Origin of the sequence: Nonomuraea sp. NPDC059007 (assembly GCF_042740555.1) — a bacterium.
Lineage (GTDB): Bacteria > Actinomycetota > Actinomycetes > Streptosporangiales > Streptosporangiaceae > Nonomuraea.
In genome coordinates this window covers 14,083-34,421 of record NZ_JBHYJD010000066.1, presented here as the reverse complement: position 1 = coordinate 34,421, position 20,339 = coordinate 14,083, and the positions used below count along the sequence as shown (strand labels likewise).

The 20,339-nt window shown below is 69.6% G+C and carries 18 protein-coding genes; 10 read left to right on the top strand and 8 right to left on the bottom strand.

Annotated features, from left to right (window positions below):
- Positions 1 to 83 precede the first annotated feature (83 nt).
- The 6 genes from ACFWY5_RS52150 to ACFWY5_RS52125 are packed head-to-tail and all read right to left on the bottom strand — an operon-like array spanning position 84 to position 6,402.
- Complete coding sequence (locus ACFWY5_RS52150; protein ID WP_379616100.1) at positions 84 to 1,031, bottom strand: glycoside hydrolase family 3 protein; 948 nt, start codon at positions 1,029 to 1,031, stop codon at positions 84 to 86.
- Positions 1,028 to 1,969, bottom strand: coding sequence for an ABC transporter ATP-binding protein (locus ACFWY5_RS52145; RefSeq protein WP_379616102.1), 942 nt, complete (start codon positions 1,967 to 1,969; stop codon positions 1,028 to 1,030). Before ACFWY5_RS52145 ends, ACFWY5_RS52150 begins: the two co-directional genes overlap by 4 nt.
- The gene (locus ACFWY5_RS52140) at positions 1,962 to 2,930 is read right to left on the bottom strand and encodes an ABC transporter ATP-binding protein (protein WP_379616104.1); all 969 of its coding nucleotides are present in this window, start codon (positions 2,928 to 2,930) and stop codon (positions 1,962 to 1,964) included. Before ACFWY5_RS52140 ends, ACFWY5_RS52145 begins: the two co-directional genes overlap by 8 nt.
- Positions 2,927 to 3,775 carry an ABC transporter permease gene (locus tag ACFWY5_RS52135; RefSeq protein WP_379616106.1) on the bottom strand — a complete coding sequence of 283 codons (849 nt, stop codon included), beginning with the start codon at positions 3,773 to 3,775 and terminating at the stop codon, positions 2,927 to 2,929. Before ACFWY5_RS52135 ends, ACFWY5_RS52140 begins: the two co-directional genes overlap by 4 nt.
- Entirely contained in the window at positions 3,772 to 4,761 is a 990-nt protein-coding gene (locus ACFWY5_RS52130; RefSeq protein WP_379616108.1) for an ABC transporter permease, read from the bottom strand. Before ACFWY5_RS52130 ends, ACFWY5_RS52135 begins: the two co-directional genes overlap by 4 nt.
- Before the next feature lie 3 nt (positions 4,762 to 4,764).
- On the bottom strand, positions 4,765 to 6,402 hold the full coding sequence (locus tag ACFWY5_RS52125; RefSeq protein ID WP_379639504.1) for an ABC transporter substrate-binding protein: 1,638 nt from the start codon (positions 6,400 to 6,402) through the stop codon (positions 4,765 to 4,767).
- A 79-nt stretch (positions 6,403 to 6,481) separates the two neighbouring features.
- Between ACFWY5_RS52125 and ACFWY5_RS52120 the strand changes: the two genes are divergently transcribed.
- The 3 genes from ACFWY5_RS52120 to ACFWY5_RS52110 all read left to right on the top strand — a co-directional run bounded on the left by ACFWY5_RS52120 (position 6,482) and on the right by ACFWY5_RS52110 (position 12,434).
- On the top strand, positions 6,482 to 7,909 hold the full coding sequence (locus ACFWY5_RS52120) for an extracellular solute-binding protein (protein ID WP_379616116.1): 1,428 nt from the start codon (positions 6,482 to 6,484) through the stop codon (positions 7,907 to 7,909).
- A gap of 54 nt (positions 7,910 to 7,963) precedes the next feature.
- Positions 7,964 to 12,106, top strand: a complete 4,143-nt coding sequence (locus ACFWY5_RS52115; RefSeq protein WP_379639503.1) for a glycosyl hydrolase-related protein — start codon at positions 7,964 to 7,966, stop codon at positions 12,104 to 12,106.
- Between the two features lie 199 nt (positions 12,107 to 12,305).
- A complete protein-coding gene (locus tag ACFWY5_RS52110; protein ID WP_379639502.1) occupies positions 12,306 to 12,434 on the top strand; it encodes a hypothetical protein in 129 nt (42 codons plus the stop codon).
- Between the two features lie 190 nt (positions 12,435 to 12,624).
- On the opposite strand, the gene ACFWY5_RS52105 is transcribed toward ACFWY5_RS52110, so the two are convergent.
- On the bottom strand, positions 12,625 to 13,557 hold the full coding sequence (locus tag ACFWY5_RS52105) for a helix-turn-helix transcriptional regulator (protein ID WP_379639501.1): 933 nt from the start codon (positions 13,555 to 13,557) through the stop codon (positions 12,625 to 12,627).
- 88 nt (positions 13,558 to 13,645) lie between these two features.
- Here ACFWY5_RS52105 and ACFWY5_RS52100 point away from each other — a divergent pair, with 88 nt between their 5' ends.
- Both ACFWY5_RS52100 and ACFWY5_RS52095 read left to right on the top strand, forming a co-directional pair.
- The gene (locus ACFWY5_RS52100; protein ID WP_379639500.1) at positions 13,646 to 14,074 is read left to right on the top strand and encodes a VOC family protein; all 429 of its coding nucleotides are present in this window, start codon (positions 13,646 to 13,648) and stop codon (positions 14,072 to 14,074) included.
- A complete protein-coding gene (locus ACFWY5_RS52095; RefSeq protein ID WP_379639499.1) occupies positions 14,071 to 14,436 on the top strand; it encodes a YdeI family protein in 366 nt (121 codons plus the stop codon). Before ACFWY5_RS52100 ends, ACFWY5_RS52095 begins: the two co-directional genes overlap by 4 nt.
- A gap of 69 nt (positions 14,437 to 14,505) precedes the next feature.
- Here the strand turns inward: ACFWY5_RS52095 and ACFWY5_RS52090 are convergent, their stop codons facing one another.
- Positions 14,506 to 15,267, bottom strand: a complete 762-nt coding sequence (locus ACFWY5_RS52090) for a DUF4097 domain-containing protein (protein WP_379639498.1) — start codon at positions 15,265 to 15,267, stop codon at positions 14,506 to 14,508.
- 261 nt (positions 15,268 to 15,528) lie between these two features.
- Here ACFWY5_RS52090 and ACFWY5_RS52085 point away from each other — a divergent pair, with 261 nt between their 5' ends.
- From ACFWY5_RS52085 to ACFWY5_RS52065, 5 genes are all read left to right on the top strand, one after another.
- Entirely contained in the window at positions 15,529 to 16,248 is a 720-nt protein-coding gene (locus ACFWY5_RS52085; protein ID WP_379639497.1) for a TetR/AcrR family transcriptional regulator, read from the top strand.
- Positions 16,241 to 17,140, top strand: coding sequence for an ATP-binding cassette domain-containing protein (locus tag ACFWY5_RS52080; protein WP_379639496.1), 900 nt, complete (start codon positions 16,241 to 16,243; stop codon positions 17,138 to 17,140). Before ACFWY5_RS52085 ends, ACFWY5_RS52080 begins: the two co-directional genes overlap by 8 nt.
- On the top strand, positions 17,137 to 18,735 hold the full coding sequence (locus tag ACFWY5_RS52075) for an ABC transporter permease (protein ID WP_379639495.1): 1,599 nt from the start codon (positions 17,137 to 17,139) through the stop codon (positions 18,733 to 18,735). The genes ACFWY5_RS52080 and ACFWY5_RS52075 overlap by 4 nt, the downstream gene beginning before the upstream one ends.
- A 138-nt stretch (positions 18,736 to 18,873) precedes the next feature.
- A complete protein-coding gene (locus ACFWY5_RS52070) occupies positions 18,874 to 19,740 on the top strand; it encodes a peptidase inhibitor family I36 protein (protein ID WP_379639494.1) in 867 nt (288 codons plus the stop codon).
- A 45-nt stretch (positions 19,741 to 19,785) separates the two neighbouring features.
- A partial coding sequence (locus ACFWY5_RS52065; protein ID WP_379639493.1) for a hypothetical protein occupies positions 19,786 to 20,339 on the top strand: 554 nt, incomplete at its 3' end.

The following is a 20,339-nucleotide window of genomic DNA, read 5'->3' as shown; positions in this document are numbered from 1 at the left end:
CGTGTCCAGGGTTGCGTGCAGTACTGTCTGGGTCGTTGGGCGCTTCCCGGGTTTCGCGCCGTATGTTCGGCGGTCCCCGTGTTTCACGGCGTCAGCGACAGGATCCGCGAGGCCGCTTCCTCCACTCGTCCCTGCGCCAGCCGTCCCTGCGCGACAGCGGTGACGATGGCGTCCCTGACCTGTGGGATGTCCACCGCCTGATCCCCGATCAGGACCAGGTCCACGCCCGCCGCCAGCGCTGCCACGGCCGCCTCGCCAGGCGTGAAGGCGTCACTGATCGCCCGCATCTCCAGCGCGTCCGTGACCACCACGCCCGCGAATCCGATCTGCTCCCGCAACAGCCGGGCCACCAGCAGCGGATTGAGCGTCGCGGGCGCATCGCCATACCCGGCATACCGCACGTGGGCCGTCATGATCATGGGAATCCCGGCCCGCACCGCGGCCCGGAACGGTACGAGATCGTCGTCGCTCAGCGAAGCGGCCGGCAGTTCCAGATGCGAGTCCTTGGTGGTGCCGCCATGCCCGGGGAAGTGCTTGGCACAGGCGATGATCCCCGCCTCCCGCAGCCCCGTGGCATAGGCGAGCGTATGCCGGGCCACCAGTTCAGGATCGGCCCCGAACGAGCGCGCACCCACGATCGGGTTGTCCGGCCGTGAGCCGAGGTCCGCGCAGGGCCCGAAAACGACGTTCAGCCCCAGCCCGCCCACGATCATCCCGAGCTCCCGCGCGACCTCCCGGGTGTACTCGAGATCGTCGCGCGCGCCCAGCGACCGGTTGCCCTCGCCCTGCGGCAGGCCCGCCGCAGCCAGGTGATTGGTGTTGACGCCGCCTTCGGCGTCAGTGGCGATCAAGGCGCCGGGCCCGGCCGCGCGTACGGAGTCGGTGAGCGAGCACAACTGCTGGGCGGATGAGACGTTACGCTCGAACAGCATGACGCCGCCGAGTCCCCCCTCCAGCAGCCCGCGCAACTCGCCGGTCAGCGACGTGCCGGATATGCCGGCCATCAGGCAGCGGGCGGCGAGGTCTTTCACGCATCCTCCTCGGCGGAGTGGAGCCAGCAGTGCGTCCAATGCCCGTCGCCCTGCTCGCTGCGCGGCGGGAAACGCTCGGCGCAGACGGGCATCGCGACCGGGCAGCGCGGATGGAAACGACAGCCGGGCGGCGGGTCGATGAGGCTGGGCGGCTCGCCGAGATCTTCGTCGCTGTCCTCGGTGGTCCGATCCGGATCGGGGGCGGAGGCGAGCAGTAGCCGGGTGTAGGGGTGTTTGGGGGTCTCGGTGATCGCGTCGGTGGGGCCGCCCTCGATCATCTGCCCCGCGTACATCACCCGGATCTCGTCGGCGAAGTAGCGGGCACTGGCGATGTCGTGGGTGATGTAGAGCATGGCCAGTTGCTCCTCATCGCGCAGCCGGGCCAGCAGGTTGAGGATGTCCAGCCGGATCGACACGTCCAGCATCGAGATCGGCTCGTCACCCAGCAGGACGCGGGGCCGTACGGCGAGAGCACGGGCGATGACGACCCGCTGCCGCTGTCCGCCCGACAGCTCGTGCGGGAACTTGGCCAGGAACGCCTCCGGCAGGTTCACCCTGCGCAGCAGTTCGGCCGCCTGCTCGCGGGCCGCGGCCTTGGTGCGGGCGTGGCCGTGGATGCGCAACACCCGGCCCAGGATGTAGCCGATGCGGTGCACGGAGTTCAGTGAAGCGAACGGGTCCTGGAAGATCAGCTGCACCTGCCGCAAGTAGGTGGCGCCGTCGCCGTCGTGCAGCTTCACCGCGCCGGAGGTCGGCGGGTAGTAGCGGGCCAGGATGCGCGCCAGGGTCGTCTTGCCGCTGCCGCTCTCACCCACCAGCGCGATCGTCCGGCCCGCGTGCAGGCTGAGGCTCACATCCTGTACGGCGTGCACGGCCTTGCCCCGCCCGACCGGGAAGGACTTACTGACGTGCACGGCCTCCAGCACTGGTTCACTCATGGTCGGCTCCCTGGTGCAGCAAGCAGGCGACCTGCCGCCCGTCGAGGTCGAGAAGGGTGGGCACGGTCGAGCCGCATGCCTCCATCCGGACGGCGCACCGAGGCTCGAACGCGCACCCCGCGGATGCCTTCCGCAGGTCGGGTGGCGAGCCGGGAATGCCGCGCAGCTGTCTGCGTTCCCCGTGCAGGGGCGGGAAGGAGTCGCGCAGGCCCCGCGTGTAGGGGTGTTTGGGGGAGTGGTAGAGGTCCTTGGCGTGGGCCAGTTCCACGATCCGCCCGCCGTACATGATGGCGATCTTGTCGGCCATCTCGATGAGCAGGCTCAGGTCGTGGGTGACGAAGATGACGGCGAATCCCAGCTCGCGGCGCAGGCGCATGATCTGCCGCATGATTTGGCGCTGCATGACGACGTCCACGGCGGTGGTCGGCTCGTCCATCACCACCAGTTCGGGGTCACACGCCAGCGCCAGGGCGATGGTGGCGCGCTGGCGCATGCCGCCTGACATCTCATGCGGAAAGGCGCGCAGCCGGTCGGCGGGGATGCCGACCAGGCCGAGCAGGTGTGCGGCCCGCTCCCGCGCCGCGGCCTTGGAGACCTTGCGGTGCTCGCGGATGACGTCGACGAACTGGCGTTCCAGCCGGTGCACCGGATTGAGGGCGTTCATCGCGCTCTGGAAGACGATCGCCAGCCGTTCCCACCGCATGGATCGCAGCCGGTCCTGCGGCACCTTCATCAGGTCGACGTCGCCCAGCATGGCCCGGCCGCCGGTCACGCGGGCGGGCGGCCGATCGAGCCTCAGCAACGCGGTGATCAGCGTGGTCTTGCCGCTGCCGCTCTCACCCGCCACACCGAGGATCTCGCCCCGGCCGAGAGTGAAGGAGACGTCGTTGACCGCGCGGACGGGTGCCTGCGGGTCGTAGTACTCGACGTTCAGGCCGGTGACCTCAAGCAGTGGTGTCATCTGGCCACCTTCAGCGTCGCGTTGCGCAGTTTGGGGTTGGTGAGCTCGTCGATGCCGAAGTTGACCAGACCGGCCGCGGTGCCGAGCAACGCGATGAGCGCTCCCGGCGGCACGAACCACCACCATGCGCCGAGCACCAGCGCCTGGGCATTGTTGCTCCAGTAGAGCATCGAGCCCCAGCTGGTGATGTTGATGTTGCCCAGGCCGATGAAGGCCAGCCCGGCGTCGGCGAAGATCGACCCGACCACCGCTCCCAGGTAACCGGTGAAGATCAACGGCAGCAGGTTGGGTATCAGCTCGAAGACGATGATCCGCCACTTCTTCTCGCCGCTCAGCTCGGCCGCCATGACGAAGTCGCGGTTGCGCAGCGACAACGTCTGGGCGCGCTTCTGGCGCGCGCCCCAGGGCCAGGCGGTGAGCCCGATGATCAGCGCGACCAGCAGCCAGCCGCCCTGGCCGCGCACGTAGCTGGCCACGATGATGAGCAGCGGCACGCCGGGGATCACCAGGAAGACGTTCGTGATCAAGGTGAGCGTGGCGTCGGCCTTGCCGCCCAGGTACGCCCCCGTTACACCGACCAGCACCGACAGCACGACCGCGATGGTCCCGGCGACCAGGCCGACCAGCAGTGAGGTCCGGGCGCCGACGACGAGCTGGGCCAGCACGTCCTCGCCGAGCAGCGTGGTGCCGAGCGGATGCGCGGCCGACGGCGGCGCCAGCGGGTTGGCGGTGTCGAGGTGGGTAGCCGACAGTCCCATGGCGTCGGTGACGAACGGTCCGAAGGCGGCGACCAGCACGACAAAGACGATCATGCAGACGCCCGCCGTGACCTTGGCGCTTTTCACCTGACCTCCCTGGTGCGTGGGTCGAGCAGGCCGTAGACGGAGTCGGCGATGAAGTTGGCGCCGAGCACCGACAGCGAGATCACCAGGAAGAGCGCCTGCATGAGCGGGTAGTCGAGCTGGCCGATGGCCTTGAACATCAGCGTGCCGACCCCCGGATAGGCGAAGACGATCTCCGCGAGCAGCGACCCGCCGACAACCCCGCCGATCGCGGTGGCGAATCCGGCAACACTGGGCAGGATCGCGTTGCGCGCCTGGTAGTTCATCAGCACCGCGCGCGGCTTGAGGCCCTTGGCGGTCCCGAGCAGCACGTAGTCCTCGGACGCCGTGGTGATCATCATGTTGCGCATGCCGAACATCCACCCGCTGAACGACGACAGCAAGATCGTGGTCGCGGGCAGGATCGCGAACTCCACGGCGCTGGCGACGAACTCGACGGTGAACCCCAGCGGGATGTCGGGATTCCAGCCGCCGCTGACCGGGAGCCACTGCAGGTTCAGCCCGAAGATCATGACGGTCAGCAGAGCCACCCAGAAGTACGGCAGCGCCCCCAGGAAAGTGGAGACCGGCGTCAGCACCGAGTCGAGCCGGCCGCCCGGATTGCCGCCGATGAGGATGCCGAGCCCGGTGCCGATCAGGAAGCCGAGCACGGTCGTGGTGCCGACCAGCACGATCGTCCACCAGATGGCGTCACCCACCACCTCCGACACCGGCTGGGGGTAGAAGGAGGTGGAAACGCCCATGTCCAGGTGGAACAGGTTGTTCAGGTAGGTGAAGTACTGCTCCAGGAGCGGGCGCTGGGTGCCGCCGAACATCGCCCTGATCGCGTCGGCCTGCTCCGGCAGCAGCGGCTGCCGCTGCGACATCGAGGAAATGAGGGCTTCCGCCGGGTCGCCCGGCATCAGCCGGGGCAGCAGGAAGTTCAAGCTGATCGCTATCCACGCGGTGAACAGGTAGAAGGCGACCCGGCGGAGGAGGAATCGGGACATGGGCTACTGGGTCGCGGGCTTGAGCGACAGCAGCGTCTGGATGTTGTCCGGCGGGCCCGACCAGGGGGCGGAGATGGTGTAGGGGTTGTCCTTGTCGGGCCAGCCCACCCAGTCCTTGGTGCTGTACTCGGCAGACGCGCCGATGTTGGCCAGCGGGATCATCGGCACCTGCTCGACCATGTACCTCTCGATCGCGTGGACGTGCTTCTTGACCTCCTCGGTGTCGGCCGTGGAGGACATCTTCTTCAGCAGGCCGTCCACTTCGGCGTTCTTGATCCGGCCCCAGTTGTACTCGATGCCGATCTTCTTGCTCGACAGGATGGAGTCGTAGAAGGCGTAGGGCGTCTGGCCCTGGTACACCGAGCCGCCGGTGATGACGTCGAAGTCACCCTTCTTGCGGAGGTCGGCGAGCTGCGTGCCGGGAATCGGTTTGACGTTGACCTTCATCCCGATCGCGTTGAGCTGCTGGGCGATGATCTTGTCGCGTTGGACCGCGTCGCCCCACTCGCCGTTCTCCAGGATGTCGAAGGAGATGTCCTCCGGCTTGAGGTTCGCCTTGGCAAGTTCGGCCTTGGCTTCCTCGGCCCTGGCGTCCTTCTGTACCGCGCCGGCGTACTCGGGGGCGATCCAGGAGGCCATGGTCTCCTGGTCCAGGCCGGTGGCGTTGATCGGGTGGAACATGCCCGGGTTGCCGGCGTCGGCGATCTCCTGGCGGTTGAGTGCCAGGGAGATGGCCTTGCGCACGTGGACGTTGTCGAAGGGCTTCTTCTCGGTGTTCATCCACATCAGCAGCGAGCCGTAGGTGGGATACCAGGCCTTGTTGCGTTCGGGATCCTTGTCCACCCAGCTCTTCATCACGTTCGGGAACGCGCCGCCCGACCAGGTGATCTCACCGGTGAGCATGCGCGGCAGCGCGCCGGTGCCGCCGATGATGGGCATCTTCAGCGTCTTGACCGGCACCTCCTGCTTCCAGTAGTCGGGCCGGGCGGTGAAGGTGAGTTGCTGGGGTGAGTACTCCAGCTTGTAGGGGCCGGTTCCGACCGGGTCGGGGTTGGTGAAGGTGTTGGGATCCTGGTCCTTGTAGACCTTCTCCTGGACCGGGCGCAGGCGGCCGATCGTGTCCGTGAGTGTGAAGGAGGGGGCGTCGAAGCCGAGGATCACGGTCTGGTCGTCGGGGGTCTCCACGCTGGTCCACTCAAGGAGGGCGCCGTTCTGGACGGCCTTCTTCTCCCGGCCGTACTTCAGCGTGAACGCGACGTCCTTGCTGGTCAGCTTGTTGCCGTCGCTCCAGTTCGCACGCGGGTCGAGGTGGATGGTGATCTTCTTGCCGTCCTCGGACCAGTCATACTTGGTCGCGAGCCACGGGACGAACTCGCCACCCTTGAGAATGTTGAACGTCCAGAGGTTCTCGTAGACGTACCCGTTCATGCCGAGGGAGGCCTGTGGGTTGAACGGGCTGAAGTTGCGGTTGATCGTGGTGCCGCCGAAACCGATGTCGATCACCATCGGCTTCTGGTCGCTCGCCGCTGCCTGGGTACTGCCCGGCTGGGCGGATTGGCCGGTGGCGCCTGATTTGCCGCCGCTGCTGCAGGCGGTGAGGGCGGCTGCGAGGAGGGCGGCGATGGCAATTGTCTTTTTCATGGGGGGCTCCTCTCTGGAGGTGCCGTGACAATAATGACAAAATGCGTGGCGAATCAAGAGGCATGCGGGAAGGAGTTCGATGCGGGCCACGCCTCTCTATCGTGAGCTGAAGGCCAAGCTGCGCGAGGAGATCGAGAACGGGGTCTACGGTCTGGACGGCCGCCTTCCGACCGAACACGAGTTGTGCGAGCGCTTCGAGCTGTCCCGCACGCCGGTCACCCGTGCCCTGGCCGAGCTGGCCGACGAGGGCGTGATCATCAGGCATCGCCGCCGCGGCACGTTCGTCAACCCCGGCTTCGCTCCTCCGGTACGGCAGCGCCGTACCGGAACAGATCCCAAGCCGACCCTGCGCATCCTGCGCGCGGACGGCACCTGGGTGGGCGCGATGCGCGCGGCGGCGGGCGACGCCATCACCCTCGAAGTCATCCGGCCGCCTCTCCGCGAGCTGCACCAGACCTTCCTGTCGGCCATCGCCGCAGGTGAAGGCCCGGACCTGGCGGTGCTGGACTCGGTGTGGATCGCCGAGTTCGCCGGCAGCGGCTTCCTGACCCCGCTCAACGAGCTGGACCCCGAGTGGGTGGAGGGCGAGCACGACGCCGACTTCCTGCCCACCTTCGCCAAGGCCTACCGCTCGGGCGACGCGGTGGTCGCGGTACAGGGCCCGTCGGACGTGGCCGGGCTCTGGTATCGCCGCGACGCGCTGCGGCGAGCCGAGATGAACGCCCCCGCCACCTGGTCCGACCTGCACGAACTGGGCCGTCGCCTGGCCGCCGTCCGCCCGCCGGGCCGTCACGTGATGGCCATGCCCGGAGGCCGGCGGGCCGCCGAAACCACGACGTACGCGCTGACCGCGTTCCTGGCCTCCAATGGCGCGCCGGTGCTGACCGAAGAGGGCGTGGTGCTCGACAGCCCGGCCGCGGTGGAGACCATGCGCTTCCTTCGCCGTCTCATCGACGACGGCATCCTGTTGCCCGAGGTCATCGGCTACGGCTCAGACGACGCCGTCCAGCTGCTGGCCGAGGGGCGCGCGGACCTGTTCGTGGGCGCCAGCGACCTGGCCGGATGGGCGGGTGACTCCATCGACCACATAGGCGAGGAGTTCGGCTTCGCGCCGATGCCGCGCGGGCCGCACGGGCGCGCCGCGGTGCTCTGCGGCGGCATGGCGTACGCGGTGCCGCGCCAGGCTCGCCACCCGCATCTCGCGATGCGGTTGCTACGGGCCGCGCTGGCGCGTGAGGAACTGGTCCGCGGGTGCCTGGAGACCGGCCAGCTACCGCCCCGGATGTCGGCGATGGCGGAGATCGCCACGGCTTCGCAGTTTCACGCCGAGACCGGCCGGCGGCTCGAACACGCCGTGATGCGGCCGTCCAGCCCGGTCTACGCGCTGGTCTCGGCCCGTCTGCAGGCCATGTGCGAAGACGTGCTGTCGCGTCGCCGAACCCCCGAAGAGGCGGTCGCCAGAGCCGCTGACATGATCAGCGCGATCACGGGCCTTGACATCGCTTGAAGCCGGACGCTTCGATTTGCCATCGGGTAGTAGCAAATCGTGGGTGGGAGTGGCATGCGCATCGCCGGGATCACGGGGACCGATCTGTTCAAGGGCAAGCCTTCCCGGCCGCTCCAGGTCGTGCGCGTCACCGTGGCCGGACCGTCGCTCGAACCGGTGACCGTGCGGGTGGAAGGCCCCGCCGTGACGACCGTCGAACCGGTCCGCCTTCCACCGCTGCGCGCCGGTTCCGAGCGGGTCGCCGAGGTCGGCGTGGCGTTGGCCGAGCCGGTCACCGAAGGCTCGCCGCGCCGCGTCGTGGCCATGGCGACCGGCTCCGGCGGCGGCGCGCGGGCCGAAGGTGAGATCCGCGCGGCCGTGCCCGGATGGACCATGTGGATGGTCTCGCACTTCCACTACGACCCGGTGTGGTGGAACACCCAGGCCGGGTACACCCAGACCTGGTACGACGTCCCCGCCGCCGACGAGCCCCGGCCCAAGACCACCGTCTTCACCGCTTTCGACCTGGTCCGCGCCCACCTGGAAGCGGCGCGGCGCGACCACGACTACAAGTTCGTCCTGGCCGAGGTCGACTACCTCAAGCCGCACTGGGACTCGTGCCCAGAAGACCGTGCGGACCTGCGCCGCTTCCTCGACGAAGGCCGCATCGAGATCGTCGGCGGCAACTACAACGAACCCAACACCAACCTCACCCACCCCGAGACGACCGTTCGCAACGCCGTGTACGGCATGGCCTACCAGCGCGAGGTCATCGGCGGTGACCCGCGCAGCGCATGGATGCTCGACGTCTTCGGCCACGACCCCGCCTACCCCGGCCTCATGGCCGACGCCGGACTCGACTCCAGCGCCTGGGCCCGCGGGCCCTTCCATCAGTGGGGCCCCAACAGGCACGTCGGCGACAACCGGCTGATGCAGTTCCCCAGCGAGTTCGAGTGGATCTCCCCGGACGGGCGCGGCCTGCTCACCCACTACATGGCCAACCACTACAGCACCGGCTGGGCCATGGACCACCAGGCGTCCTCGACCGACGAGGCCCTGAAGGTCGCCTACGAGCAGTTCGCCGAACTCGCCCCCGTGGCCGCCACCCGCAACGTCATGCTCCCGGTCGGCGGCGACCACGTCGTGCCCTCCCGCTGGTGCACCGAGATCCACCGTCAGTGGCCCTACCTGTGGCCGCGCTTCACCGTCGGGCTGCCCCGCGACTTCTTCGCCGCCGTCCGCGCCGAACTCGGCCGATCCCGCCGCCGGCCCAGCCCCCAGACGCGGGACATGAATCCGGTCTACACCGGCAAGGACGTCTCCTTCATCGACACCAAGCAGGCCCACCGGGCCGCCGAGGTCGCCGTGCTCGACGCCGAACGCCTCGCCACCCTCGCCTCGCTGCGCGGCGCCGCCTATCCGCGTGAGGCCCTCGACAAGGCATGGCGGCTGCTGGTCTACCTGGCCCACCACGACGCCCTCACCGGCACCGAATCCGATCAGGTCTATCTCGACCTCCTGGGGAACTGGCGTGAGGCGCACGACCTGGGCGACATGATCCGCCGCTCCGCCGCCGCGCACCTGGCGGCCCAGGCCGACACACGAGGGCCCGGAGTGCCGGTATCGGTGTTCAACACCCTGTCCTGGGCCCGCACCGATGTGGTCACCATCCGTGTCACCTTCCCCGAGGGCCACCAAGGCTTCACCCTCATGGCTGGGCCGTCGTCCGTTCCGGCAGTGGCCGATGGCGTGGTCAGGCGCGCGGACGGGTCGCTGGCCGAGGCGACGATCACCTTTCTCGCCCGGGACGTCCCGGCTCTCGGATACCGGATATTCCATCTCATCGCGGCCCCTGACCTGCCCTGCTGGACGGCCGAGCCAGGCACCACGATCTCCGGCGAGGCCTTCACCCTCACCGCCGACGGCCCCGCCCTCACCTCGATCCGGGACAACCGCACCGGGCGTGAACTGCTGCGTGAGGGCGGGCTGGGCGGCGTGCCGTACCTGCAGGAGGAGTATGACAAGCACCCCGAATGGGGTGAAGGGCCGTGGCACCTGCTACCCAAGGGCCCCGGCGTCCTCCCGCAGACCGGCACCGTCCGAGCGGAGGCCTCCCCGCTGGGCCGCCGCCTGATCATCGAGACCGCCCTCGGCGGGCTCACCCTCACCCAGGAGGTACTGCTGTGGAAGGGCGTGGATCGGGTGGACTTTCGCCTGCACGCCGACGGCTCCATCGGCCGTGACCGCCTGTTGCGCACCCGCTTCGACTTCGACCTGCCCGGCACCAGACCCGTCTACGAGACCGGCTACGCGGCCATCGGCCGTTCCTTCGGTCACCCCAACGCCGATGCGGCGCAGATGTTGTGGGCGCAGGACAACCCGGCGCTCAACTGGGCGGGCCTCAGCTCGGCAGTCCGCCTCGACCTCGGCGACACGCAACTCGCCGTGGGGGTGGCCGAGGTCGTCGCTCCCGACGGCGTGGATGTCCGCCCGCTCCTGGCCGCCCTGGCCGCCTGTGGCGTCACCGCGACCTCCGGCGTCCCCGAGGGGCCCCGGTACGGCCGGCTCGACCTGGACTCCAACCTTCCCGACACCCGCATCGTCATCGGCGGACCCGACCACAACACCCTCGCCGCCGAGATCCTGCACGGCCACGACACCCACGCCCTCGAACTCGCCCGGACCGGCCGCACTCTCGTCCCGGCCTCAACGCCCGCGGGCGCGCGCACCGACGTCCGCGGCCCCCACGCCCTGCCCGCCCTGATCATCACCGACCCCGACGCGCTGGCCGCCGACCTCGACGACGCCGTGATCGAGGTACGGCAGCGCACCCCGCACCTGCCGGAGGTCGCCGGGTCGCTCACCCCCTACTCGGTCGCTCTCATCAACCGGGGCACCCCCGGCTTCGTCGCCGAGCCCGACGGCACCGCGTACATGGCTCTCATGCGCGCCTGCACCGGCTGGCCCAGCGGGATCTGGCTGGACGGCGAGCGCCGCACCGCCCCGGACGGCTCCGACTTCGGCTGGCAGCATTGGAGCCACACCTTCGCCTACAGCCTGGTTTCCGGCCCCGGCGACTGGCGCGACGCGGGCTTCGTACACGCCGGCCACGAGGTCAATCACCCGATGCTCGCCGGCGAGCCTGGCACACACGACGGCGAACTGCCGCCGCGTCTCAGCCTCGCGTCGGTGAGTCCGGACTCAGCGGTGCTGACCGCGCTCAAGCAGGACAACTCCGGCGACGTGGTCTTCCGCTTCTACGAGCCACACGGCCGGGCGACAACAGCCCGGCCGGCCCTGCACGGGGGCATCGCGGCGGCCTACCGGGCGAACATCCTGGAAGAACGTGACGGCGACGAGCGTGCCGAAGTCGACCTGGCCGCCGCGCAGGTGGCCACCGTGACGGTCGTCCCCGCGGCCCGCCGTACCGGAAATGTCGTGATAGCGCCGCAGGCGGAGCCCGTGCAGCCGGTGCACACACGCTACTGGCTGCACGACAAGGGGCCGGCGCCGCTGGGCGACCTGCCCACCGCCGTGCACCTGTCGCCTTCTCCGGTACGGCTGGCGCCCGGAGAGCAAGGCGCGCTGCGGCTCACTGTCGCGTCCTCCACCCACCACGCCCACGGCACGGTCGAGCTCGACGTGCCGCACGGCCTCAAAGTCGAGGCCCCCGAACTGCGCTACGACCTGGCGCCGGGGGAGTGGGCCGAATTCGCCCTCACGGTGCGAGGCGAGCAGGGCGCACGCCACCTGGCCGCCCGGATCCGCGACGAACTGGGCCAGATCCTGGAAGACACCGCGGAAATCCTGATCGAGGCCGAGCCCGTGACCCTCACCGCGGAACTCTGGACCGAGCCGTCCAACGCCCGGCCGTCGGGCCCAGAGCTCGCGTTGCGGCCGGGGGAACGCGGTGAGCTGGTGCTCAGGCTGGCCACCAGTGCTGACGCGCGAGTGCGGGGCGAGGTGCAACTGCTAAGCCCGTTCGGCACCTGGGAACTCATCCCGGACTGGACCCGTGCCTTCGCCATCGAGCCCGGCGGGCGCACTGAACTGCACTTCACCATGACGGCGCCACACGACCTCAGGCCGGGCAGCCACTCGTGGGTGCTCGCGAAGATCGGCTGGTTCGGGCGGCTGACCTACACACCTGCAGTTCCGGTGACCATCGTGTGGAACTCCGATTCCACCCCGCGTCACCCGCCGAACGGACGGCAATGAACATACCCGACGCCGCCATGGTCAACGATCCCTGATCGACAGATGAGGGGCGGCATCAGACAGCCGCTTCTCCAACCGGCTTTCGTCTGTCCTGCCTGAGACGCGACGCCCGCCGCAATATCCACGCTGCCGCGCGCAGGCGGCCGCCGGCGCGTTCGTGGTGGGGCGTGCCGGCAGCGGATCGGCCGGACACATGCCCATGACCTGGCTGCTCGCCCCGAGCCTGATGGCCCCGGCAGGGGCGGCGACGATCCCGTCCGACGTCTTCTGCGTGCTGCGCACCACCGGCTCGGTCACCGCAGCGCCAACCCCCGCGCTGAACCAGTGACGGGTGAAGTTCCTCGACTCGGTGACCATCCACGGGACACTGCCCTCCTCCGGGCCGGACGCGTCCAGCATTGTGCTGTTCGCCGGCTCGGCCGTGCTGCGCGGGCAGGGGCCCGCTTAAAGGGCAGGTGCCGGTCCCGGCCGCATTCCATGGAAGGGAGTCTCACGTTTCCGGGTTGGGCGCTCCACTGTCAGGACTCCGCGTAGCGGCTGGTCAGTTCTCGTCCGATGCGGGCGAGTTCGTCGCGGACGGAGCGGGGCTCGATCACCTCGACCATCGCGCCCCAGCCGGCCAGTTGCTCGGCGATCGCGCGTGGCATGTGAGCGGCCACGCGAGCGCGGACGCGGCCGCCGGGTTCGGTCGCGACGACCTCGCAGTGCCGTCCGAAGTGCGAGCGCAGCACGGGCAGGAACCTGGCGTCGATCAGCACCTCGGCGGTGACGAGCGAGCGTCGCTGCTCCATCTGCTCGACGGTGCGTGACCACTCGGCCGCCAGGTCGAAGTCCTCTGGCCGTTCGGCGGGCTGGTCGGTGATCACCGCTTCGGTGATGCGGTCGACACGGAAGGTACGCCGGCCTTTGGGGGTGTCCGCGATGAGGTACCAGATGCCGTCCTTGTCGACCAGGCCCAGGGGATCCACGAGCCGCTCCTGCCCGTTGTAGGCCAGCCGTACCTTGACTCTGCGCACCACCGCGGACTGCAGGGACTCGTGCGGGACGGGATGCTCCCGGCCGGCCTCACCCCAGCCCGCCGGGTCGGACACGACGGCCTGTGTGGCGGCCTCGGCGTCGGCGCGGAAGGTCGCCGGCAGGGCGCGGACGAGCTTGCGCAGGGCGGAGGTCAGCTCGGGGGTGGCCGTGCCGGCCCGGCCGAGAAGGAGGAACAGGGCGCGGGTCTCGGCCGCGTTCAGGCCGGTGAGGTCGGTACGGGCGCCGCCGACGAGCGACCATCCGCCGCCGCGGCCCGCCTGGGGGTAGACCGGGATGCCCGCCGCCGACAACGACTCCAGGTCACGGCGGGCGGTGGCCACGGAGGTCTCCAGCTCCGCGGCCAGTTCCGCGGCGGTCACCCGGCCACGGGTTTGAAGCAGCAGCAAGGCTGCCACGAGACGATCGGCACGCATGTCCTCATCCTGGCAAACAAAGTGCTCAGTTGATGAGCACTTTGAGCGGGATGATGGATACACGACCTCGAGAGAGAAGGAAGATCACATGTTGCGAGGGCTCACCACCACGTCGTTCTACTCGCCCGACCTCCAGGCCACCAAGAGCTGGTACACCGAGCTGTTCGGGATCGCGCCCTACATGGACACCCCGGCCTACCTGGAGTGGCGCATCGGCGACTACCAGCACGAGTTCGGCGTCATCGACAGCACTTACGCCGACAGCGAGCTGGCCAGGACCCCGTCGCCGGAGGCGGTCGGCCGGCCGGCGGGCGCGGTGGTCTTCTGGCACGTCGACGACGTGCCCGCGGCACTGGACCGGCTCGTGAAGATGGGAGCCAAGGAGCACGACGCGCCCCGCGACCGCGGCACCGGCTTCATCACCGCCACCGTGATCGACCCGTGGGGCAACATCCTGGGCCTGATGTACAATCCGCACTACCTGGAGGTGCTGAGCACCATGAAGAGCGAGTCGTGAAGATCTTCGCCGATGCCGCCGCCTGGCGGGAGTGGCTGAGCGCCCACCACACCTCCGACACGGAGGTGTGGGTGGTGCTGGCCAAGAAGGGCACCACCGAGCCGACCAGCCTCACCTACGAGCAGGCCTTGCAGGAAGCGCTGTGCCATGGCTGGATCGACGGGCTCACCCGCCGGCGCGACGAGGCGACCTACACCCAGCGCTACACCCCACGCCGCCCGCGCAGCTCCTGGTCGCGGCCGAACATCGCGCGGGTGGCACGGCTGCGGCAGGAGGGCCGGATGCGGCCGGCCGGGCTCGCCGAGGTCGAGCGCGCCCAGGCGGACGGCCGCTGGCAGGAGTCTGACGCCCCCGCCTCATAGAGCTCACCCGGGCTCGATGAGAACGGCTCCCGCGCGGTCGGTGCGCACGTAGAGCCCTTCGGCGCGCGCCTACTTCGGTAGATACCGCTTCACCACCACGTCGCCGAACATGGTCGAGGCGTGGATCTCCACGCTCTCCTCGGGCGGCGGCCACGTCTCCAGCAGATTGCGCACGGCGCCGTAGGTGGAGTCGAGGCTGAGCCGGGCGGCGCTGCCCCGTCTGACGCCCACCTCGACCTGCCCCGACGCCGTGATCGTCACCGAGCCTCTGGCCACCTCGCCGATCCTGATGTCGCCGTCCCCGGTCGTGACCTCGACGTCGTCGTGGGCCCGCTCGACCACGATCCGGCCACGGCCGGTCGTGACCCGCAGACCGCCGGCGGCCTCGCCGAGGCACAGGTCGCCGTGCCGCATCGTGATGACGGCCGGCCCCTCGACGGCGGCGACGCACACCTCGCCCGCCCCGGACTCCACGTCGAGCCCGGCGGTCTGGTCGAGCTGGATCTCACCGTGGGCGCTGTGGATGCTGGTCTCCCCGAGCCGGCCATGGCTCCGCACCCGGCCGGCCGCAAGGTCGATCTCCAGGCCGGAACCTTCGGGGAGCCGGATCTCCACCTCGACCGAACCCAGGCGCGGTGCGCGCACCTTCAGGTGGCCGCCGGAGTACTCCACCTCGGTCAGACCGGCCGCGGTCACATCGTCGTCGTCGGCCGGGTCGAGCGGGCGCACCCTGACCCGCGTGTCGGCGCGGCGCTCCGCCACGAGCCGAACACCTCCCGCCGCGAGGTCGACCGCGGCGTGGATGGGTTTCGGGGTGTCAAAGAGGTTCACGCTGTGCACTCTAAGTTGACGGTGTACGCGCCGGCAATCACGCGGTGTACCTCCACGGCTAAGTCGAACCCGCGCCCGGCCACCCCACGACCGGCGTGCCTCTCGCTGTGCGACGCGGTCCCGAGCGCCAATGACGGACCGCTCGGGGGCCATGAGTCATCGCTCATGCCGAGCCGTTGCCGGACAGGTCGGCTACACAGGTGTGTAGTATGTTTTTTCGTCATATAGTAATCTGCATGACGGAATAGGGGATCAGTGGCCATGACCACACCCGCACCCGACTCGGAAGACCTGACCGCCCGCGCCAGAATCAGGGACGCTGCCCTGCGGCACTTCGGCGAGTACGGGTTCGAACGCACCACCCTCAAGGAGATCGCCGACACCGCGGGCGTGTCCGCAGGGCTGGTCCGCCACCACTTCGGCTCCAAACAGGCACTGCGCGAGGAGTGCGACACCTACCTCGCCAAGATGCTCCGCAGGCTCAACGACCAGGCCAGGGCCGGTGACATGAGCGCCGCCGACGTCAACTACGTCGCGCTCAGCCGGGCCGCCCTGGGGCCCTACCAGCCGTACCTGGCGCGCGCCCTGACCGAGGGCTGGGCGGCGCCCGTCTTCGACGGCATGGTCGAGATGGGCGAGCAATGGCTGGCCGAAGCCGAACGTGACCGCCCCGACCCTCCGCTCGCCGACCGCCGGGTCCGCGCGGCGCTCGGGGTGGCGATGGCGCTGGCCGTACCGATTCTGCATCGGCAGTTGTCGCGCAACATCGGCATCGACATCTTCAGCCCCGAAGGCGACGACCTGCTCGCCCGTGCCCTCCTCGACATCCGCTCGCACCCCATGCTCACCCCGGAGCAGGCCGCCGCCGCCGTCAACGCCCTCGACAGGCATCGCGGCAACCCGCCCCCGCGTGAGCGCGTGGCCGCACTCCGATCCCACGACGATGAAGAGGAAGACGATGAAGAGGAAGACGATGACTGACGCCGTCATGGTGGCCGGGCTGGTCAAGACGTTCGGCTCGACCCGCGCGCTGGACGGCCTCGACCTCGTCGTCCGCGCCGGCGAGGTGCACGGCTTCCTCGGGCCGAACGGCGCGGGCAAGAGCACCACGATCCGGATCCTGCTGGGTCTGGTCCGGGCGGACGCCGGTGACATCGGGCTCCTGGGCGGCGACCCCTGGACCGACGCGACGACGCTGCACCGCCGGCTGGCGTACGTGCCCGGTGACGTCACGCTCTGGCCGCACCTGTCCGGCGGCGAGGTCATCGACCTGCTCGGCGAGTTGCGCGGCGGCCTCAACCCCAAGCGCCGTGGCGAGCTGATCGAACGCTTCGACCTCGACCCGCGCAAGAAGTGCCGCGCCTACTCCAAAGGCAACCGGCAGAAGGTCGCCCTCGTCGCCGCGCTGGCCGGTGACGCCGAACTGCTCATCCTCGACGAACCCACCTCCGGCCTGGACCCGCTCATGGAGGAGGTCTTCCGCGAAGCCGTACGGGAGGAGAAGGCCCGTGGCGACCGCACCGTGCTGCTGTCCAGCCACATCCTGAGCGAGGTCGAGACCCTGTGCGACCGCGTGACCATCATCCGCGACGGGCGCACGGTCGACACCGGTACGCTGGCCGGCCTGCGGCACCTGACCCGCACCAGCATCCAGGCCGAGCTGGCCGGGCCGGCGGACGGGCTGGCCGTCCTGCCCGGCGTGCACCACCTGCGCATCGACGGCGCCCACGTCGCCTTCGAGGTCGACGCGCCCGCGCTGGACGGCGCGCTGCGCCACCTCACCCAGGCAGGTGTACGCGGCCTCGTCAGCCAGCCGCCCACACTGGAGGAACTGTTCCTGCGGCACTACGACCGGACCGGAGCCCAGAGGTGAGCGCGCTGACCGGCACCGGCCGGCTCACCCGCCTGGCGCTACGCCGCGAACGGGCCATCGCCCCCTGGTGGGTGCTGCTCATCGTGGCCCTGGCCCTGATCATGGTCAACTACATCACCACCCGTATGGGCACCTACGCGCTCAAGGTCGAATACACCGAGACCATCAGCCGCAACGCCTTCCTGTACGCCCTCGGCGGCGGCACCGTCGAACCCCGGCTGGAAGTGCTCGCCACCTGGCGCAGCGGCGGATTCCTGTACGTGTTCAGCGCGTTCGCCGCCGTCATGTCCGTCGTCCGGCACACCCGCGGGGAGGAGGACAGCGGGCGCGCCGAACTGGTCGGCTCGGCCGTGGTCGGCCGCCGCGCCCCGCTGACCGCCGCCATCCTGGTGGCGGCGGGTGTCAGCGTTGCCTGCGGGCTCGCCGTCGCCGCCGTGCTGATCGGGATCGGGTTCGAGCCGGTCGGCTCGCTCGCCTACGCGGCCGCCGTCGCGGCGGCCGGCTGGGTGTTCGGCGGCATCGCCGCCGTCGCCGCCCAGCTCGCGCGCAACGCCCGGACCGCCACCATGATCGGCCTGTCCGTCCTGGCCGTGTCGTACGTGATGCGCTACGCGGGCGACGCCACCGGGCAGCACTATCTGATCAACCTGTCACCGATCGGGTGGAGTCACCTGGTGCGGCCGTACCAGGACGAAAGGTGGTGGATGCTCGGCCTGTCGATCCTGGTCGGCGTCGCGCTCCTGGCGCTCGCCTACCGGCTGCTCGACCGGCGCGACCTGGGCGCCGGTATCCTTCCAGAACGCCTCGGGCCCGCCGGAACCACGCGCCTGCGCGGCCCGGTCAGCATCGCCTGGCGGCTGCACCGTTCGCTGCTGATGGCGTGGGCGGCCGGGGTCGCCTTTTTCGCCGCGGCTGCCGCGGGGCTGAGCCCCTTCGTCCGGGACCTGCTCGCGCGGCCGAGTGTCGTCACCGACGGCATCATCAAGTTGCTCGGCATGCCGGCCGCGGCCATCGGCGGCTATTCCTGGTACCTGATCCTCATCCTGGCCTACGTCGTCGCGCTGTACCCGGTGCTCATGACGCTGCGGCTGCGCGAGGAGGAGACCTCGGGGCGGGCGGAAGCCGTTCAGGCCACACCGCTGACCCGGCTGCGGTGGGTCGGCGGGCACCTGGTCGTGGCCGGGCTCGGCACGGCGGCGCTGATGGCGGTGGCCGGGCTCGTCTTCGGCACGCTCTTCTCCGTGCTCGTGGGCGACCTGTCCACCGATCTGCCCAGATTTCTGGGGGGCGCGCTGAGCGTCGTGCCGGCGGCGTGGTGCGTCGGGGCGATCTGCGTGCTCGCCTACGGCCTGCTTCCCCGGGCCTGCACCGCGATCTGCTGGATCGCCTGGATCCTGACCGCCGCGCTCGGTCAGGTCGCCGGGCCGCTGTACGGGCTGTGGGGCGGCAGCCCGCTGGAGCCGTTCCACTACATCCCCAACCCCTTCGGGGGGGAGCCGTTCAACGCGGGCGCCCAAGCCGCCCTGCTCATCGTCACGGCGATTCTGCTGTACGGCGGGCTGCACACCCTGCGCCGCCGAGACTTCGGACAGTGAGGTTGACCATGGTCGAGTTCGCCAAGAAGTACGATATCCCGCACCAGCTGCTCGACGCCTCCCGCTAGCGCGGCCGGCTGGAACTCGTGGCGGATCTGGCGTACCCGCTACCGGTCGTCGTCCGCCGAACTCCTCGGCGTGCCCGCGAGCGACCGCGAACTGTTCAAGCGCTGGGCGGACATGCTGTGCCTGGACGCCTACCCCGAACACCAGGAGCGGGACCTGCCCGCCGAGCCAGAACGCCGTTCCCGCGCGCGAGGATGCCGTGGGCCGCGAGAGCGCGCCCATGTCGAAGGGCATCGTGGCGTATCCGCCCGACGGGCCGGGGAAGCGCTCGTCGTAGCCGGTCACCGGATTCACCACGAAGACGGCGGAAACCATGTCGATTTGCCCATGGCCTTTTGGTGGTCAGACATGGCGATCGGTTCCGTGCCACAGCCATCTTGCGTTGCGGTCAAGGCGCTTGACCGGTGTGCGGGGGTTTCGAGGATTCCGTGCAACGATCTTCCGGTGATTCCCGCGGCGAATTACTTTGTGAAGCGTCCGCAAGCAAGGAAGGGAATGCGCGTGAAACGGAAAGCCGCTCTTATTATCGGCGCTCTCTCGCTCGGCGTCGCGGGGTTCGCGGGATTCGGTCCTGCCGCTCAGGCTGCCGACAAGCCACCCGCTCAGTCTGTGGAGGAGGCGCTCGTCGAAGTCGTCGACACTTCCGATGTGTCCGCCCAAGCCGCATGCAGCAACAACCGGCTTTGCCTGTATGAGCACGACAATTTCGCCGGTCGCTATTACCTGCAGATCGAACTCAGGGCGGGTATCTGCGGGAATCTGCCCGCCGAATACAACAACTGGGCGAGTTCACAAAAGAACACCAACGGCCGGTCAGTGTGGTTCTACGACCGCGCGAACTGCTCCGGAACGCACGGCTACAGCGCTCGGGCCGAAAGCCAGGACAAGGACCTGACGAACAACGGCTTCGACAACAAGACCAGCTCGCTCCTGCTGTGACTCCCGCGGGAGCACGAACGCCCACCCGAACGTAGGAGATGAGCCATGCCGTTCCGGCGATGGGGCGCGGCCCTCGTCATGCTCCTCGCCGGTACGGCCTCGGCGTGCTCGGACCCACCGGCGAAGATCACCATTCCCGAACCCGGCGTGCAGGCGCGGCGGCTCACGCTGCCCTTCGACGCCTACAACTTCAGCCCGGCCGAGGTCATGACGCTCGACGTCGCCGAGGACCTTCTCGTCCGCGACTGCATGAAGGGCCGCGGCCTGGCCTGGCGGGCGCTGCCCGGTCCCGCCGAGAGCGAGAGCGCCCCGCCGCATCTCCGCCGCTACGGCGTCATCGAGGCGCGAACGGCCGGCCTCTTCGGCTACCACCCGCCTCCGGACCGGCCAGGAGTGGCCGCGCGCAAGGCCGACGCCCTGGCCCGCCTGGCCGGAGCGACGCCGTACGTGCGCGAGGCCGCCAGGAAGTGCCTCGGCCAGGCCCGCGACCACCTCGGCGCCGGAACGCCGAAAGCCGACGCGGCCTTCTTCAACAAGACCATCTTCGCCACCTTCGACGCCTCCCAGCGCGACGAGCGGGTCACCCGGGCGTTCGGCGG